Source organism: Methyloversatilis sp. MC4-4, assembly GCF_049843555.1.
GTDB lineage: Bacteria > Pseudomonadota > Gammaproteobacteria > Burkholderiales > Rhodocyclaceae > Methyloversatilis > Methyloversatilis discipulorum_B.
The window spans coordinates 50,192-66,052 of record NZ_JBBHZK010000005.1 but is presented as its reverse complement, the minus strand read 5'-3'; the positions used below and the strand labels follow the sequence as shown (position 1 = coordinate 66,052).

At 68.5% G+C, this 15,861-nt stretch carries 12 protein-coding genes; 10 read left to right on the top strand and 2 right to left on the bottom strand.

The annotated features are described in order from the left end of the window. The first annotated feature begins 30 nt into the window (after positions 1–30). The 4 genes from WDZ97_RS18260 (at position 31) to WDZ97_RS18245 (ending at position 8,875) form a co-directional block, all read left to right on the top strand. Entirely contained in the window at positions 31–414 is a 384-nt protein-coding gene (locus WDZ97_RS18260; RefSeq protein ID WP_019916125.1) for a response regulator, read from the top strand. Continuing rightward, entirely contained in the window at positions 407–916 is a 510-nt protein-coding gene (locus tag WDZ97_RS18255) for a chemotaxis protein CheW (RefSeq protein WP_304005713.1), read from the top strand. The genes WDZ97_RS18260 and WDZ97_RS18255 overlap by 8 nt, the downstream gene beginning before the upstream one ends. A 64-nt stretch (positions 917–980) precedes the next feature. After that, the gene (locus WDZ97_RS18250) at positions 981–3,056 is read left to right on the top strand and encodes a methyl-accepting chemotaxis protein (protein ID WP_425763707.1); all 2,076 of its coding nucleotides are present in this window, start codon (positions 981–983) and stop codon (positions 3,054–3,056) included. After that, on the top strand, positions 3,053–8,875 hold the full coding sequence (locus WDZ97_RS18245) for an Hpt domain-containing protein (protein WP_425763706.1): 5,823 nt from the start codon (positions 3,053–3,055) through the stop codon (positions 8,873–8,875). The genes WDZ97_RS18250 and WDZ97_RS18245 overlap by 4 nt, the downstream gene beginning before the upstream one ends. 324 nt (positions 8,876–9,199) lie before the next feature. Here WDZ97_RS18245 and WDZ97_RS18240 read toward each other — a convergent pair whose 3' ends face one another. Continuing rightward, positions 9,200–11,032, bottom strand: coding sequence for a PHA/PHB synthase family protein (locus tag WDZ97_RS18240; protein ID WP_304005718.1), 1,833 nt, complete (start codon positions 11,030–11,032; stop codon positions 9,200–9,202). 19 nt (positions 11,033–11,051) lie between these two features. Next, positions 11,052–12,098, bottom strand: a complete 1,047-nt coding sequence (locus WDZ97_RS18235) for an MBL fold metallo-hydrolase (RefSeq protein WP_425763705.1) — start codon at positions 12,096–12,098, stop codon at positions 11,052–11,054. A gap of 175 nt (positions 12,099–12,273) precedes the next feature. Between WDZ97_RS18235 and WDZ97_RS18230 the strand changes: the two genes are divergently transcribed. The 6 genes from WDZ97_RS18230 (at position 12,274) to WDZ97_RS18205 (ending at position 15,501) form a co-directional block, all read left to right on the top strand. Next, positions 12,274–12,597 carry a hypothetical protein gene (locus WDZ97_RS18230; RefSeq protein WP_341422873.1) on the top strand — a complete coding sequence of 108 codons (324 nt, stop codon included), beginning with the start codon at positions 12,274–12,276 and terminating at the stop codon, positions 12,595–12,597. Positions 12,598–12,675: 78 nt separating this feature from the next. Further along, positions 12,676–13,236 carry a TIGR00730 family Rossman fold protein gene (locus WDZ97_RS18225; protein ID WP_425763704.1) on the top strand — a complete coding sequence of 187 codons (561 nt, stop codon included), beginning with the start codon at positions 12,676–12,678 and terminating at the stop codon, positions 13,234–13,236. Beyond that, positions 13,233–13,616, top strand: a complete 384-nt coding sequence (locus WDZ97_RS18220; RefSeq protein WP_304005725.1) for a hypothetical protein — start codon at positions 13,233–13,235, stop codon at positions 13,614–13,616. Before WDZ97_RS18225 ends, WDZ97_RS18220 begins: the two co-directional genes overlap by 4 nt. Continuing rightward, positions 13,616–14,407: an enoyl-CoA hydratase-related protein gene (locus WDZ97_RS18215; protein ID WP_304005727.1), complete on the top strand. Its 792-nt coding sequence runs from the start codon at positions 13,616–13,618 to the stop codon at positions 14,405–14,407. Before WDZ97_RS18220 ends, WDZ97_RS18215 begins: the two co-directional genes overlap by 1 nt. Continuing rightward, positions 14,407–15,309 (top strand): hydroxymethylglutaryl-CoA lyase, encoded by a 903-nt coding sequence (locus WDZ97_RS18210; RefSeq protein WP_425763703.1) that lies wholly within the window; start codon positions 14,407–14,409, stop codon positions 15,307–15,309. The genes WDZ97_RS18215 and WDZ97_RS18210 overlap by 1 nt, the downstream gene beginning before the upstream one ends. After that, positions 15,310–15,501, top strand: coding sequence for a DUF1289 domain-containing protein (locus WDZ97_RS18205; RefSeq protein WP_304005731.1), 192 nt, complete (start codon positions 15,310–15,312; stop codon positions 15,499–15,501). The last annotated feature ends 360 nt before the right edge of the window (positions 15,502–15,861 follow it).

Below are 15,861 nucleotides of genomic sequence, written 5' to 3'. Positions count from 1 at the left end.
ACACCGTATCCACCGAACGCGGAGCCGACGATGGCGATCAAGCGCATCATGGTGGTGGACGACTCGCCCACCGAACGCCATGTTCTGAACGACTTCCTGACCCGCAAGGGCTTCGAGGTCATCATCGCCGAGAACGGCGAACAGGCCATCGAGAAGGCCAAGGCCGAGAAACCCGACCTCATCCTGATGGATGTGGTGATGCCCGGCATCAACGGCTACCAGGCCACCCGCACGATCACCCGCGACGACAGCACGCGCGACATCCCGGTGATCATGTGCACCAGCAAGGATCTGCCGACCGACCGCATCTGGGGCATGCGCCAGGGTGCGCTCGACTACATGGTCAAGCCGGTCAATCTGGAAGAACTGCTTGGCCGCATCACCCAGCTCGGCGCGGCGAACAACGATGGCTAAGCTCTCGCTGCGCGAGTTTCAGGAAGAACTGGCCCGCAAGCTGTCGGACACCTCCGGCGCCACCGGCACGCGCGCGCTGCTCGGCCTGCAGGCCGGCGCCGAGCTGTGGCTGATCGATCTGGCCGAGTCCGGCGAAATCCTGCCGGTGCCGGCGCTGACACCGGTGCCGCTGGCCACCGGCTGGCTGCGCGGCGTCGCCAACGTGCGCGGCGTGCTGTACGCGGTCAGCGACTTTTCCGCCTTTCAGGGCAATGCACCGACCGCGCTGACCGGCGACGCCCGGCTGCTGCTGCCGCACGCCAAGTTCGGCTGCAACAGTGCGCTGCTGGTGTCGCGGGTGCTCGGCCTGCGCGCACTCGACGATTTCGAACCGGCCGACGCGGCAGCGGATCCACGGCCCTGGGTTTCGACGCAGTTTTCCGATACGCAGGGCCGGCTGTGGCGCCGCTTCGATCCGCGCAAGCTCTATACCGACGCGCGTTTCCTCGACGTCGCCGCCTGATTGCAACAGAGGCTGACAGCACACCGTCCTCCAAGAACCGAACAGCCCTCCAGGAATAGCTCCGATGGCACTGAACATCCCAGGACTGAAATCCGCCCGACCCGCCGACGGCAGCAGCGCCCCCACCGCGCCACGCGGCACCCTCGGCTTCCTGCGCGGACGCCTGCCGCTGATCGGTCACCTGCCGCTCGAACAGCAGGTGCGCGTGCTCGGTACGCTGTTCCTGTTCTTCATCGTGATCGCCGCCTTCCTGGTCTGGCAGGACTTGCGCATCACCCGCTACAACGCGAGCTACGTGTCGGCCGCCGGCCAGATGCGCACGCTGAGCCAGAGCATGGCCAAGTCGGCGCACCAGGCGCTGGCCGGCGAATCGGCCGCCTTCGCGGAGCTGGCCGCCTCGCGTGACGCCTTTTTCCGGCTGCTCGACCGCGTCACCCAGGGCGGCGAGATCGACGGTGTCGACGTGCCGGCCAGTTCCGGTGCGGTGCAAGGGTCGCTGCAGCAGCTCGACACCGCCTGGTCCGGCTTCGATCAGAACGTGTCGGCCGTGCTGGCGCAGGAAAAGGCGCTGCGCGCGCTCGGCGACGCCGCCCGCGCACTCGACCAGCAGGCGCCGGCGCTGGCCGCGGCAGCAGCGCAGACGGCCGTCGCACGGGCCGGCAAGGACGGCAACCTGTTCCACGGCTTCGCCACCGTGCTCAGTCAGGTGCAGGCCGGCGCGCACGCGACCGCGGCCGACGCGCCGGCGACGCTCGCCCGCAGCGTGCCGGCGCTGCGCGACGCCGCACAGCAGATCGAGACACTGGCCGAAGGCGCGGCGCGCGACACCTTCAGCAGCGCGCGCGCCGTCATCGACGGTCCGCTCGGCGTGCTGGCCGGTGAGCTCGGCAAACCCGAGGCGCTGGCCGGCGCACGCAAGGCCGGTGCCGCGGTGATCGCCGAGGCGGCGACGCTGTCGAAACTGACCGACGAACTGGGCGCCGGCTATGTCACCGAGCGCGAGGGGCGGCTGGCCCTGGCCGGTGCCGGCGCGCTGTGCGTGCTGCTGGCCCTGATCAGCGTGTTCCTGATGGTGCGCGCCTACAACGAGGACCAGAACGAACAGCGGCTGCAGGCCGAAGGTTCGCGCGAGGAAGCGAAGCGCGAGAAGGACATGACGCAGCAGGCCATCCTGCGGCTGATGAACGAGATGGGCGACCTCGCCGACGGCGACCTGACCGTGCGCGCCACGGTGTCGGAAGACATCACCGGCGCCATCGCCGACTCGGTCAATTACACGATCGAGGAACTGTCGGTGCTGGTGAAGCGGATCAACGACGCCGCCGGCCGCGTGACCGAGGCATCGGAAACCGCGCAGCGCATCTCGACCCAGTTGCTGACGGCGGCGGAAAAGCAGTCGCGTGAGGTGACCGAATCCGGCCAGTCGGTGCTGGCGATGGCGCAGTCGATGAATATGGTGTCGCAGGAGGCGACCCGCTCGGCGCAGGTGGCGCGGCAGTCGCTGGCCGCCGCGCAGAACGGCTCGACCGCGGTGTCGAACTCGATCCGCGGCATGAACGACATCCGTGAGCAGATCCAGGAAACGTCGAAGCGCATCAAGCGGCTGGGCGAGTCGTCGCAGGAGATCGGCGAGATCGTCGAACTCATTTCCGACATTACCGAACAGACCAACGTGCTGGCGCTGAACGCCGCCATCCAGGCGGCGAGCGCCGGCGAGGCCGGCCGCGGCTTCACGGTGGTGGCGGAAGAAGTGCAGCGGCTGGCCGAACGCTCGGCCGAAGCGACCAAGCAGATCGCCGCCATCGTCCGCACCATCCAGACCGACACCCAGGATGCCGTGGCGGCGATGGAAAATTCCACCCGCGGCGTGGTCGAGGGGGCCCGCCTGTCCGACGCCGCCGGTCAGGCACTGGGCGAGATTTCGACCGTGTCGTCGGAACTGGCGCAGCTAATCGAACGCATTTCGTCGTCAGCCCAGGTTCAGGCGGAACAGGCCACACGGGTGGCTCAGGGCATGCAGGGCATCCTGCGCATCACGGAGCAGACCACGGTCGGCACCAAGCAGACCGCGGTGTCCATCGGCCAGCTGGCGGACCTCGCCGCTGAACTCAAGGGCTCGGTCGCGGGCTTCAAGGTATGAACACCTCCACCAGCGAACAGGATCTGGGCCCGCTGATCTGGGTCCGCGGCGAGATCGATCTTGCCCTCGTCCGCGCCGCAGAAGCGCTCGGCGACGGGCAGCACGGCAGCGGCGCCGAAGCACTGAAATTCGCCCAGACCCACCTGCACCAGGCGCGCGGCGCACTGGCCATCGTCGGCCTCGATGGCCTGACCCATTTCTGCGACGCGCTCGAACAGACGCTGGCCGACTGGCACGGCGGCCGGCTGGCGGACACCGGCACCGCCGGTGCCGTCGCGCAGCGCGCGATCGCCGCGATCCGCACCCACCTGGACGAACTGGTGGCCGGCGGCAGCGACCAGCCGATGCGGCTGATGTCGCTCTACCGCGACCTGATGGCGCTGCGCGGCGAAGCCGTGGTGGCGCCGTCGGAGCTGTTCTTCCCCGATCTGACGCTGCGCCCGCCGCCGGCACCGTCGGCCGCCGCCGCACTGTCGCCGCTGGACCGCGCGCGCGCATTGCGCAGCGCGCGCAGCCAGTTCGAACGCGGCCTGCTGCGCTTCCTGCGCGACGACCGCGACGGCCTGCTGCAGATGCGCCAGGCCGTCGGCGCGATCGAACAGACGCAGACCGCCCCCGCCACGCGCGCCTTCTGGTGGGTGGCCGGCGCGCTGTTCGACGGCATGGCGCAGGGCGCCATCCAGAGCGACTTCTTCATCAAGCGGCTGTGCGCGCGCATCGACGTGCAGATGCGCCGCCTGCTCGAAGGCTCGCGCGGCGTGGCCGAGCGGCTGATGCGTGACTCGCTGTACTTCATTGCCACCGCCGAACACCCGACGCCTGCACTGCGCGCGGTGCGCGACACCTACCGGCTGGACACGCTGCTGGCCACCGACGCCGAGACGCGCGACGACATCGCCGCGCTGCGTCCGGCGCTGGCCGCACTGCGCGAGTCGCTCGGTCAGGCCAAGGAAGCGTGGACGCGCTTCTCGTCCGGCGCCGCCGTGGCGCTGCCGCAGTTCCACGAACAGTGCGAATCCATGGTCGCGTCGGCGGCCCGCGTCGGTCAGCCCGACCTCGCCCGGCTCGCCGCGGCACTGCTCGACCTCGGTCAGTGGCTGCGGCGCGATCCGCTGCAGCACCAGGAAAACCTGGCGATGGAAGTCGCCACCGCACTGCTGGTGATGGACGCGCTGGTCGAACAGTTCAGCCGCGCCCAGAGCGACGACCTGCCTGCCCAGGTCGATACGCTGATCGACCGCCTGGCGCGCGCCCGTCGCGGCGAAACGCTGCCGGCGATGCAGATTCCGCTGTTCGACGAAATGTCGCGCCGCGCCCAGGAGCGGCTGTTCATGGGTCAGGTCGCGCGCGAAATCCTGGCCAGCCTGACCGAGGTCGAACAGCAGCTCGACGCCTATTTCCGCAATCCGGCCAAGGCTGCTGAACTGGCTGCGCTGGCAGCGCCGCTGAAGCAGGTGGAGGGCGCGCTGAACATGCTGGGGCAGGACGCCGCGGTGTCGCTGGTGCGGCGCTGCGCGCAGCAGATCGCCCGCATGGCGCAACCGGACCACGTCGCCGCCGAAGGCGAATTCGAGGCGCTGGCGCACCAGCTGTCCGGCCTCGGCTTCTTCGTGGACAAGCTGCAGTACGGCCCGGCCGATCTTGATGCCATCCTGAACCCGCGCGGCAGCGCACCGGCGACCGGCGACGTGCCGACCGAGGCGGACGAAGCCAGCGTCGAGTCGGAACTGGCCGCGCGGCGCAACGAGGCGACCCAGCTGCTCGACCGGCTGGCGCACGGCGACGCCGACGAACACACCCGTGACGAATTGCGGCAGTCGCTCGAAACCATCCGCCAGGACGCCAAGCTGCTGGCTGACGAAAAGCTGGAAAAGCGGGTGACCGAAGCGCTGGCGGCGCTGAAGGCCGGCGACGCTGCGATGGCCGGCGCGGTGCAGGCGCTGGCCGAAGCCCCGGTCGAATCGCTGGCGCCGTCGGCCGACACGGTGCGTCTGGCCGAAGCCAGTCAGGAGGAATTCGATGCCGAACTGCTCGAAATCTTCATCGAGGAGGCACGCGAAGTCCTCGACAGCATCGCCTCCGGCACCGCCGCCGCTCGTCAGGCGCCGCACAACCAGGAGCTGCTGACCGCGCTGCGCCGTGGCTTCCACACGCTGAAGGGCAGCGGCCGCATGGTCGGCCTGCGCGACCTCGGCGAGAGCGCCTACGCGATCGAGCAGGTGATGAACCGCTGGCTGTCCAGCGAGCGCGATGGCACGCCCGAACTGTTCGACCTGCTCGACCGCGCGCGCGACCTGTTCGCCGGCTGGGTCGAACAGCTGGCCGACGGCAACACCGTCACGCCCGAGCACGGCTGGCTGCCGCCCGCCTGCGCGGCGATGTTCGGCGGCGAGCCGGACGACAGCGAAGCGGCCCCGGCCACGCCGGTCACCATCGAGGCTGCCGCAGCGCCGGACGACAACGCGCTCGACATCGAGCTCGACATGGACCTCGATTTCAACCTCGACGAGGACGACACGCCGGCCGGTGTCATCGAACTGGACGACGCACCGCATGTGGTCGAGGCGACGGCCCCGGACTTGGATCTCGATCTGGACCTCGGCCTGCCCGTCGCCACCGAGGTCGAGGCCGTCATCGACAGCCCGGAAGCGATCGACATCACGGCCGACATCGACGCCGAAGACCTCGCTCTGGACGCCGGCACCGACCGCACGCTGTTCGACCTGTTCGTCGCCGAGGCGCGCGGCCATCTGGCCACGCTGCGGCGTGAACTTGCCCGCCTGCACGTGAACCCGTCGCTGCTGCCGACGCAGGACAGCCTGATCGCCGCGCACACGCTGGGCGGCATTTCACTGACCGTCGGCCAGCCCGACATCAGCGCGCTGGCGAAGGCGCTCGAGCACGCACTGAGCCGCTGCGAAGCGCACGGCGAGCCGCCGGCGGACCACGAGTCGGCGCTGCTGAACACCGCCGCCAGCACGCTCGAAAGCCAGGTCGGCGCGATCGCCGACGGGGGTCAGGCGCACGCTGCGCCAGCCCTGGTCGAACAGCTCGACGCGCTGTTCTTCCACACGCGCCCGGCCGTCGAGTTGCCGGTGCTGGAACTGCCAGCCGGCAGCCACGACATCCCTTCCACACCGGATCTGGACGTCGGCGCTGCCGACCTCGACGAAATCACCCCGGCCGAAAGCGGCGCCCGTTCGGTACTGAGCGACCGCGACGGCTTCCGCTGCGGCCTCGACGCGGACGGCAACACCCAGCCCGAGCCTGAACCGGCAGTCGAAGCGATCGACGACGACACGGCGGCAGAGGTCGACGCCGAACTGCCCGCGGCGGACGTCCCGCTGCTCGAAGAGCCGGCGCTCGACCTGTCGCCCGACGAAGCAGCAGCGGACGTGACGGCCCCTGAAGACGACATCGCGCTCGACCAAGCGCTGGCGGACGAGGACATGCGCTTCGAGAAGGTGGCGCTGCCGGACGAGTACGTGCTGCCGCAGACCAGCGACCTGCCGACCGCGGCCGACAGCCTGCGCAGCCCGGCACCGCGAAGCGCCGCCGAAACCGCGGACGCACCGCGTGTCGCCGACGACATCGACCCGCAGCTGCTGCCCATCTTCATCGAGGAAGCGCACGACCTGCTGCGCGACATCGGCCACGAACTGCGCGCATGGCGCGAACAGCCGGAGCAGCTGTCCGCGTCCGACATGCTGCGCCGCCAGTTGCACACGCTGAAGGGCAGCGCGCGCATGGCGGGCGTCATGCGCTTCGGTGACCTGGTGCACAGCATGGAGGGCGTGATCGAAGCGCCCTGCAGTGCGGACGAGCGCCCGGCCGTGCTCGACGAACTCGAAATGGCCTACGACCGCTGCGAGGAACTGGTCGCCCGGCTGGAACGCGGGGAAACCGGCGAGCCGCACGAAGTCGCAAGCACGGACGCCGACGGCACCCAGGCGGTGCCCGCGGCCGGCGATGACGAGGCCGGCACCGTGCGCGAGCGGCCCACCGTGCGCGTGCGTTCCGACATGGTCGACCGCTTCGTGAACGAAGCCGGCGAAATGAGCATCGCGCGCACCCGTATCGAGGGCGAACTGCGCGCGCTGCGCGGCTCGCTGAACGACCTGACCGAAAACGTGCAGCGCCTGCGCGGCCAGTTGCGCGAAATCGAGATCCACGCCGAAAGCCAGATGCAGTCGCGCATGGCGGCGGCCGAAGCACACCACGAACAGTTCGACCCGCTGGAGATGGACCGCTTCACGCGGCTGCAGGAACTGTCGCGGCTGATGACCGAAAGCCTGTCCGACGTCACCACGGTGCAGTACAACCTGGTGCGCAACCTCGACGCCGCCGACACGGCCATACAGTCGCAGGCGCGGCTCAACCGCGAACTGTCGCAGGCGCTGATGTCGGTGCGCATGGTGCCGTTCTCGACGCTGGAGGACAGGCTCTACCGGGTCGCCCGGCAGTCGGCGAAGGAGCTGGGCAAGAAGGTGAACCTCGAACTGCGCAACACGCAGATCGAGCTTGACCGCGAAGTGCTTGAGCAGATGACCGGCCCGATCGAACACCTGCTGCGCAACGCGGTGGCCCACGGCATCGAGTCGCGCGAGGCGCGCGCCGCCTCCGGCAAGTCGGAAACCGGCGAAATCGTGATCACGCTGACGCAGCAGACCAACGAAGTGGTGATCGAACTGGCCGACGACGGCGCCGGCCTCGCCTTCGACCGCATCCGTACGCGCGGCATCGAGCGCGGCCTGATCGCGCCGGACGAGGTGGTCGACGAGCGTCGTCTGACCGGGCTGATCTTCGAACCGGGCTTCTCGACCGCGGCGGCGGTATCCGAGCTGGCCGGCCGCGGTGTCGGCATGGACGTGGTGAAGAACGCGACCACCGCGCTCGGCGGCCGCATCGAAACCACCAGCGAAACCGGGCACGGCACACGTTTCCGGCTGTCGCTGCCGATGACGCTGGCGGTGACGCAATCGGTGCTGGTGAGCAGCGCCGGCAAGACCTACGCGATTCCGTCGTCGATGGTGCAGCACGCACGCGAACTGAAGGGCGACGCCGGCGAGGCGCTGCGCGAGGCGGGCGGACAGGACTGGCTGGGCACGCACTACCGCTACCAGTACCTGCCGCGTCTGCTCGGCGACGGTCACAGCCAGCCGGTGCCCGGCAGCTGGGCGCTGCTGATCAACAGCGGCCACGAATTCATGGCGCTGGAAGTCGACGCGCTGCGCGGCAACCAAGAAGTGGTGGTGAAGCCGGTCGGCCCGCAGCTGTCGAAGCTGGTCGGCATTTCCGGTGCCACCGTGCTGCCCGACGGCGAGGTGACGCTGATCATCAACCCGGTGGCGATCGCCGCGCGCAACCGCAGCGAACTGCTGCGCGCGGCCTCGGCCGACGAGCCGGTGCGCACGATGGCACCGGTGGCGCAGGCGGTCGAGGCGCCGCTGATCATGGTGGTGGATGACTCGCTGACGGTGCGCAAGGTGACCAGCCGTCTGCTGGAACGCGAGGGCTATCGCGTCGTGACCGCGAAGGACGGCGTGGATGCGCTGGAAAAACTGATCGACACCGAACCGGCGGTGATGCTGGTGGACATCGAAATGCCGCGCATGGACGGCTTCGACCTGACGCGCAACGTGCGTGCCGACGCACGCACGAGGGCCATCCCCATCATCATGATCACCTCGCGCACGGCGGAAAAGCACAAGGCCTACGCGCGCGAGATCGGCGTGAACCACTACCTCGGCAAGCCCTATAACGAGGCCGAACTGCTGGAACTGATCACCGGCTACGCCCCGCCGCCCGAGACCCTCTGATCAGGCGCGATCCCCGTGGGAGCGGCCCTGTGGGAGCGGCCTTGGCCGCGACACGGCCGCTGCCAGCCGCCGGCTTCGATCCAGAGACCGCAATCGCGAGCAAGCTCGCTCCCACGGTCTTCTGCATAGTGCGGTGCGAAGGACCTCTGCGGGAGGCAACCATCGCTGCCGACGGGCCCTGAACCCGGCGCCGCGCACCGCCCACCGCCGCGGTCGGGGTCGGAAGGCCCCTCCCACAGAACCCCGGCTCCGGTCACCGGTCCGGGCGCGCTCCCTGTGGGAGCGGCCTCGGCTTCAGGGCCGGTCAGGCGCGCGGTAGCGCGATCACTTCTTCATCGTGTCCAGGCGCAGCTTGGCGAAACGGCCCGGCGCGTCCTCGATCGGCTTCAGCTTGCCCTTGGCCGGATCGCGTGCCGGCACGGTGTCCGCGTCCTGCGCGGTCACCCACTGCTGCCAGTCGGTCCACCACGAGCCGGGGTTCTGCGTGCAGCCGTTGAACCACTCGTCGGCGTCGCCCGGCAGCTTGACGCCAGGATTGGTCCAGTAGCCGTACTTGTTGGCCGCCGGCGGATTGACGATGCCGGCGATGTGGCCGGAACCGCCGAGCACGAAGCGCACCGGGCCCGACACCAGCTGGGCGCCCAGATAGGTGCTCTTCCACGGCGCGATGTGGTCTTCGATGGCCGACACGAAGTACACCGGCACCTTGATCTTGCGGATGTCGATCGGCTCGCCCAGCACGGTGATGCCGCCCGGCTCGCGCAGCTTGTTCTGGATGTACATCTGGCGCAGGTAGAAGCTGTGCATGCAGGCCGGCATGCGGGTCGAGTCCGAGTTCCAGTACAGAAGGTCGAACGGGAAGGGCTCGCGACCCATCAGGTAGTTGTTGACGACGAAGGACCAGATCAGGTCGTTCGAACGCAGCATGTTGAAGGTGCCGGCCATTTCGCTGCCTTCGAGGTAGCCACGCTCGAACATCTTCTTTTCCAGGCCCTCGACCGCCTTCTCGTCGATGAACACGCCCAGTTCGCCCGGCTCGGAAAAGTCGATCAGCGTGGTGAAGAAGGTGGCGCTGGCGATGCGCTTCTGCTTCTTGCCGGCGAGATAGGCCAGCGTGGTCGCCAGCAGCGTGCCACCCAGGCAGTAGCCGGCGGCGTTCACCTCGGTTTCGCCGGTGTGCTTCTCGATCATGTCGAGCGCGGCCAGCGGGCCCTGATGCACGTAGTCCTCGAAGGTGAGCTGGGCCAGCTTCTCGTCCGGATTCACCCACGAGATGACGAACACGGTGTGGCCCTGGTCGGTGGCCCACTTGATGTAGCTGTTCGATTCGCGCAGGTCGAGGATGTAGTACTTGTTGATCCACGGCGGCACGATGAGCAGCGGACGCTTGAACTGCGTGTCGGTGGTCGGGTTGAACTGCAGCAGCTGCATCAGCGCGTTCTCGGCCACCACCTTGCCCGGCGTCGTGGCGACGTTGCGGCCCAGTTCGAAGGCCGAGGTGTCGGTCATGCGCACGCGCAGCTGGCCGTCGCCGTCCTCGATGTCACGCAGCAGGTTGTTGAAGCCGCGCAGCAGGTTCTGGCCGTGGCTGCGCACGGTTTCGCGCAGCACTTCAGGGTTGGTCAGCGCGAAGTTGCTCGGGCTGAAGGCGTTGATGGTCTGGCGGGTGAAGAAGTTGACCTTCTGCAGCGTGTGGTCGTCCATGCCCTCGACGTTGCTGACCACGTCGTGGATGTGGCGGGCGGCGATCAGGTAGCTCTGCTTGAAGAAGTCGAACAGGAAGTGGCTCTCCCACTCCTCACCGCGGAAGCGGTTGTCGCCCTTGACCGGGGTGACCACCGGCGCCGCGTCGACGCCCATGAACTTCAGCATCGACTGCTGCCACAGCGTGTAGTAATCCCACACCAGACCCATCTGCGCCTGCGCCAGCTTGTACGGGTTGGACAGCAGACGCGAGGTCATGTCCATGAAGGCCTGGGCGATGCCCAGTTCGTCGGCCGGCGGCGTCACACCGCGCTTCAGTTGCCGCTGTACGTGTTCGCCGAGCAGCTTGCTCGCGCGCTCCGCCACTTCGGCATAGGTTTTTGCGACTTCGGCGGGATCCGGAAGGGTGGCGGGTTCTGCGGGCTTGGCGTCTTTGGCGGCTGGCTTGTTCATGGTCTCCCCCTGGGCTGGTTCAAGGCTGGGTAAAGCGGATCACGCCGTCCTGCCCGGGCAGGCGGCGCAGTTGTCCGGCTTGCCACAGATGGTTCAGGTGAGCGATCACCTCTCCCATGGCAAACCGGGTCTGGAAACTGTCGAGTTCGCGCTTGAAAAGGCGCGGCAGCAATTCGAAGGCGTGTCGCGGCTCGTCACACAGTGCGGCGATCTGGGCGAGGCGCTTGTCGTGGTGCAGGCGCAGCGCATCGACGCGGGCAACCACGCCGCGATACGGGTCGCCGTGCGCAGGAAGCACGACGGTGGCCGCGGCGAGCGAGCGGAAACGTTCGATCGAGTCGAGGTACTGACCGACGGCGTCAGTCTCGGGTTCGAAAGGCAGCGTCGGTGTATTCGGCGAAATGGTGGGCAGCAGCATGTCGCCGGCGATCAGCACCGGGTCGTGTGCGCGATAGAAAGACAGGTGCTCGGGCGAGTGCCCGTGGCCGACGAGCGCCTCCCAGGCGTCGTCGCCGATGGTGATCACCTCGCCCGGCAGGATGCGGCGCATCGCCACCGGCACCGAGCCTACCGTGCGCCGATAGCGCCGGCCCTCGAGCTGCATCGCCTCGGTCTGCGCAGGCGGCAGACCATGCTGACGGAAGAAGTCCGCCATCAGATCGATGCCGGATGCCGGCGTGTCACCGAACCATGCCTGCGCGGTCAGGTACTCGCCGAGCGACATCCAGATGCGGGCGCCGGTCTGTTCGGCGAGCCAGTCGCCCAGACCGAAGTGGTCCGGATGGCAATGGGTGATCAGGATGCGCCGCACGGGACGGCCGGCCAGGTCGCCGGACAGCGCCTGCAGCCAGTTGGCGCGCGTCGCGTCGTCGGGGAAGCCGGCATCGACCAGGGTCCAGCAGGGGCCGTGCTCGTCCTGGTCCTCGATCGCCCAGACGTTTACATGACCGGGCGCGAAGGCGACCGGCATGCGCAGCCAGTGCACGCCGCGCACCACCGGCGCGAGCCGGCCGGGTTGCGGCGCGGTCGCGGGATGCGGTTCGAGAACGGGATCGTGGGCGGACACGGCGGTCGGTGTGGGCCAGGATACTGAAGTGCTTGAATGGTAACCTGAAACGCAGCTCATTGTGCAGTGCAATATCAAGTGCGGCGTCAGCCTGTTGCTACACTCGCGCGTCGGCGACGGAACGCCCCGTGCGTTACCGCATCACAGACCCATGAGCCGATAACGGAGGAGACCCATGCGCGCTGCGATCACCCTGCTGGCCTTGCTGATGACCCTGCCCGTGCGGGCGGAGGACGAGGATCCGACCCGGTTCGTCACCTTCAGCCAGGATTTCGCCGCCAGCTGCGTCTCGCGCAATTCGGTGCAGTTGCTGGTCGGCAACAGCCACCCGAGCCGCACCGTAATGGTGTGGCTGGACCGCTACCACATGGGCGTGGGCACCGGCGACCGGTCCAAGACCGAAATGAAGCCGGGTGCCGAGCCGGTACCGCTGGGCTGTTCGCGCACGCTGGACGGCCCGCAGGAATGGCGCGTCGTGAAGGCCAAGTTCATAGACTGAAGCGGCGATCCGCCCTGCCCCTACGCGCGCCGCGCGTGCATACTTCGCTCTCCCGATTTCCGACTTCCGGTTGCACACATGCGTGTCTGTGTCTTCTGCGGTTCACGCAGCGGTGATTCCCCGATCTACGCAGAAACGGCGCACATCCTCGGCACGCTGCTCGCCGTGCGTGGCCATGGTCTGGTCTATGGCGGCGGCAACATCGGCCTGATGGGTCTGATCGCCGACGCCGCGCTCGACGCCGGCGGCGAGGTGATCGGCGTCATCCCGCAGCATCTGCTCGAACGCGAGGTGGCGCACGCCAACCTGACGCAACTGCACGTGGTCGACAGCATGCACACCCGCAAGGCGCTGATGGCCGATCTGTCCGATCTGTTCGTCGCCGCACCTGGCGGCTTTGGCACTCTGGACGAACTGTGCGAAATTCTCACCTGGGCGCAGCTCGGGCTGCACCATAAACCCTGTGGACTGCTCAACGTGGCCGGCTATTTCGATCCGCTGCTCGCCATGTTCGACCAGGCGACCCGCGAGGGCTTTCTCAGCGCGCCGCACCGGCAGCTGATCATTGCAGACGAAGATCCGATCCGCCTGCTCGACCGGCTGGCGGCCGGCGTGACGACCGGGAGTGAAACCGCATGAAGTCTGACTGGAACCGCCCGCTGCTGGCCTGCATTGCCGCGCTGCTGCCGTGCACCGTCCATGCCGCAGAGCCGACCGCCTGGCTGCGGCCGGTCGACCTGATCGAGGCGGTGCCGCTGCTCAACGAGGGCGGACGCGCCGGCTACGGCCGCTTCCTGCAGGTCACGCTGCGCCCGCGCGCGTTCGCGTTGAACATGAACGGCGACTGGGCGTGGAACGCTGGCGACGACGCAGCCAGCGAAGCGATCGCCGCCTGCGAGGCACAGGGTCTGCCCTGCCAGCTGTACGCGGTCGACGACGAGGTGGTCATGCCGGGCTTCGAACTGGGTGCACCACTGCGCGCGCTCGGCAGCCATCTGGTGCAGGGGGCGGTACCTTGATGCGGGACCCGAATGCGCTGGTGCTGACCGAAATCGTCGACGGCATCGGCATCGTCACGCTTAACCGGCCGGACCACCACAACCTGCTCGATGCGTCGCTCGCCGAGTCGCTGATCGCGGCCATCGACGACATGGTCGCGCACGCCGATGTGCGCCTGCTGGTGCTGTCGGCGCTGGGTGACAGCTTCAGCATCGGCGCCGACCCGATGGAGCTCGAACGCAGCGGTCTGATGGCCGTCGAGCCGGCACTGGCGGCGCGGCTGATGCGCACGCTCAGCGAGTGCATACGGCCGGTGGTGGCCCGCGTGCAGGGCCCGGCGATCGGCCTCGGGGCCGGTCTGATCGCTGCCTGCGATGTCGCCATCGCCAGTTTCGACGCCCACTTCGCCTTCGACGCGGTGCGCACCGGCCAGGTGCCGGCGGTGATCGCACCCTACGTGATGGCGGCCATCGGCCCGGCACGGGCACGGCGCTACTTCCTGACCGGCGAGCGCTTTTCCGCGTCCGAGGCCTACCGCATCGGCCTGCTGTCGGAAATCGTCGCGTCGGCGGAACACCTGGACGACGCCGTCGGCGAGGTGGTCGACGCGCTGCTGCTCGGCGGCCCGCGTGCGCAGCAGCAGATCAAGCTGCTGGTGCGCGCACTCGGCCGGCCGCGCGCCGACGAGAAGACACTCGATCACGCCGTCGAGATGGAAAACCGCATCGATACCGGCGCCGAGGCGCAGGAGGGGCTGGACGCGCTGTTCGCGCGCCGACGTCCCGGCTGGGTGCCGGCCGGACCCGCGTGATGGGCGCGCTGCCCGCCCGCGTACGCATCGTCGAGGTGGGGCCGCGCGACGGCCTGCAGAACGAACGCGTCGCGCTGTCCATCGACGACCGGCTGACGCTGATCGCGAAGCTTGTCGACGCCGGCCTGGCGGATATCGAAGCCGGCGCCTTCGTGTCGCCCAAGCGCGTGCCGAACATGGCGGGCAGCGGCGAACTGATGAAGCGTCTGCCGCGCAGCAGTGGCGTGAGCTACCCCTGCCTGGTACCGAACGACACCGGGCTGGACGCCGCGCTCGACGCCGGCTGCGGCGACATCGCCGTGTTCGCCGCGGTATCGGAGACGTTTTCGCAGCGAAATACCGCCTGCAGCATCGCCGAATCGATGGCGCGGCTGCGCGCCGTGGCGCGGCGCGCGCTGGACAGCAACGTACGCGTGCGCGGCTACCTGTCCTGCGTGATCGGCTGCCCTTACGAAGGGCCGATCGCCGCCGGCATCGTTGCCGACATGGCGCTGCAGCTGATCGACATGGGCTGCCATGAAGTCAGTCTGGGCGACACCACCGGCATCGGCACACCGGAGCAGATCCGGCGGCTGATCGACGCGGTGTCGGCGCGGGTGCCGGTGCACCGGCTGGCCGGTCACTTCCACGACACCTGGGGCATGGGCGTGGCGAACGTTTACGCTGCACTGCAGTCCGGCGTGGCGGTGTTCGACGCATCGGTCGGCGGCCTGGGCGGTTGCCCGTTCGCACCGGGTGCCAGCGGCAATGTGGCAACCGAGGACGTGGTGTATATGCTGGAAGGTGCCGGTGTCGTCACCGGCGTGGATCTCGGAAAGCTGGTCGGCGCCGCGCGCTGGGTCAGCGACCGGCTGGACAGACAGGTGGCGTCGCGCGTTGCGCGCGCCTACAGGACGGAATAGATGGTTGCATCACCTTGCACCGGCGTGTGCACACTCGACCGACAGCTCGGCCTCTGTGTCGGCTGCCTTCGCTCGCGGGACGAAATCGCCTGCTGGGGCTCGACCACTGATGAAGTGCGGCTGCAGATACTCGAGCGCATCCGCGAACGGGAAGCGCAGGGCCACCGGCGCGTGGCGCCGGCAGCCGAGTGAGCGAGGAAACGACCCTCAGTTTTCGCGTCGCCGCCGCGGCTCGCTGGGACTGCCGTCAGGTGCCGGCGCGTCGCGCGAACCCGGAGCGCCCTGGGCCGGCTGGGAGCGCGACTGGAGTGCGGCTCGCTCGGCTTCGCGCTCGGCACGGCGACGATTGGCCTGGCTGCGCTGGAGTCTGAGATATCGCATGGTGAACACCTCCGGTCGGATTGCCCTGCTACACGCCACATCCTGAATCGGATGCAGTCGGGCAGCACATGAGGCAGCATTCGGATGCTGCGTGCCGTCGGACCGCACTCATTCAGCGTAGTTTCCACAGACCCAGTGTCAACCATGTTATTTGCATGAACACGCTTTTTC

Coding starts and splice junctions, on each gene's coding strand:
- WDZ97_RS18215 (WP_304005727.1), top strand. CDS start 13,616: ATGCGGGACCCGAATGCGCTGGTGCTGACCGAAATCGTCGACGGCATC.
- WDZ97_RS18245 (WP_425763706.1), top strand. CDS start 3,053: ATGAACACCTCCACCAGCGAACAGGATCTGGGCCCGCTGATCTGGGTC.
- WDZ97_RS18250 (WP_425763707.1), top strand. CDS start 981: ATGGCACTGAACATCCCAGGACTGAAATCCGCCCGACCCGCCGACGGC.
- WDZ97_RS18210 (WP_425763703.1), top strand. CDS start 14,407: ATGGGCGCGCTGCCCGCCCGCGTACGCATCGTCGAGGTGGGGCCGCGC.
- WDZ97_RS18255 (WP_304005713.1), top strand. CDS start 407: ATGGCTAAGCTCTCGCTGCGCGAGTTTCAGGAAGAACTGGCCCGCAAG.
- WDZ97_RS18230 (WP_341422873.1), top strand. CDS start 12,274: ATGCGCGCTGCGATCACCCTGCTGGCCTTGCTGATGACCCTGCCCGTG.
- WDZ97_RS18220 (WP_304005725.1), top strand. CDS start 13,233: ATGAAGTCTGACTGGAACCGCCCGCTGCTGGCCTGCATTGCCGCGCTG.
- WDZ97_RS18260 (WP_019916125.1), top strand. CDS start 31: ATGGCGATCAAGCGCATCATGGTGGTGGACGACTCGCCCACCGAACGC.
- WDZ97_RS18225 (WP_425763704.1), top strand. CDS start 12,676: ATGCGTGTCTGTGTCTTCTGCGGTTCACGCAGCGGTGATTCCCCGATC.
- WDZ97_RS18205 (WP_304005731.1), top strand. CDS start 15,310: ATGGTTGCATCACCTTGCACCGGCGTGTGCACACTCGACCGACAGCTC.
- WDZ97_RS18240 (WP_304005718.1), bottom strand. CDS start 11,032: ATGAACAAGCCAGCCGCCAAAGACGCCAAGCCCGCAGAACCCGCCACC.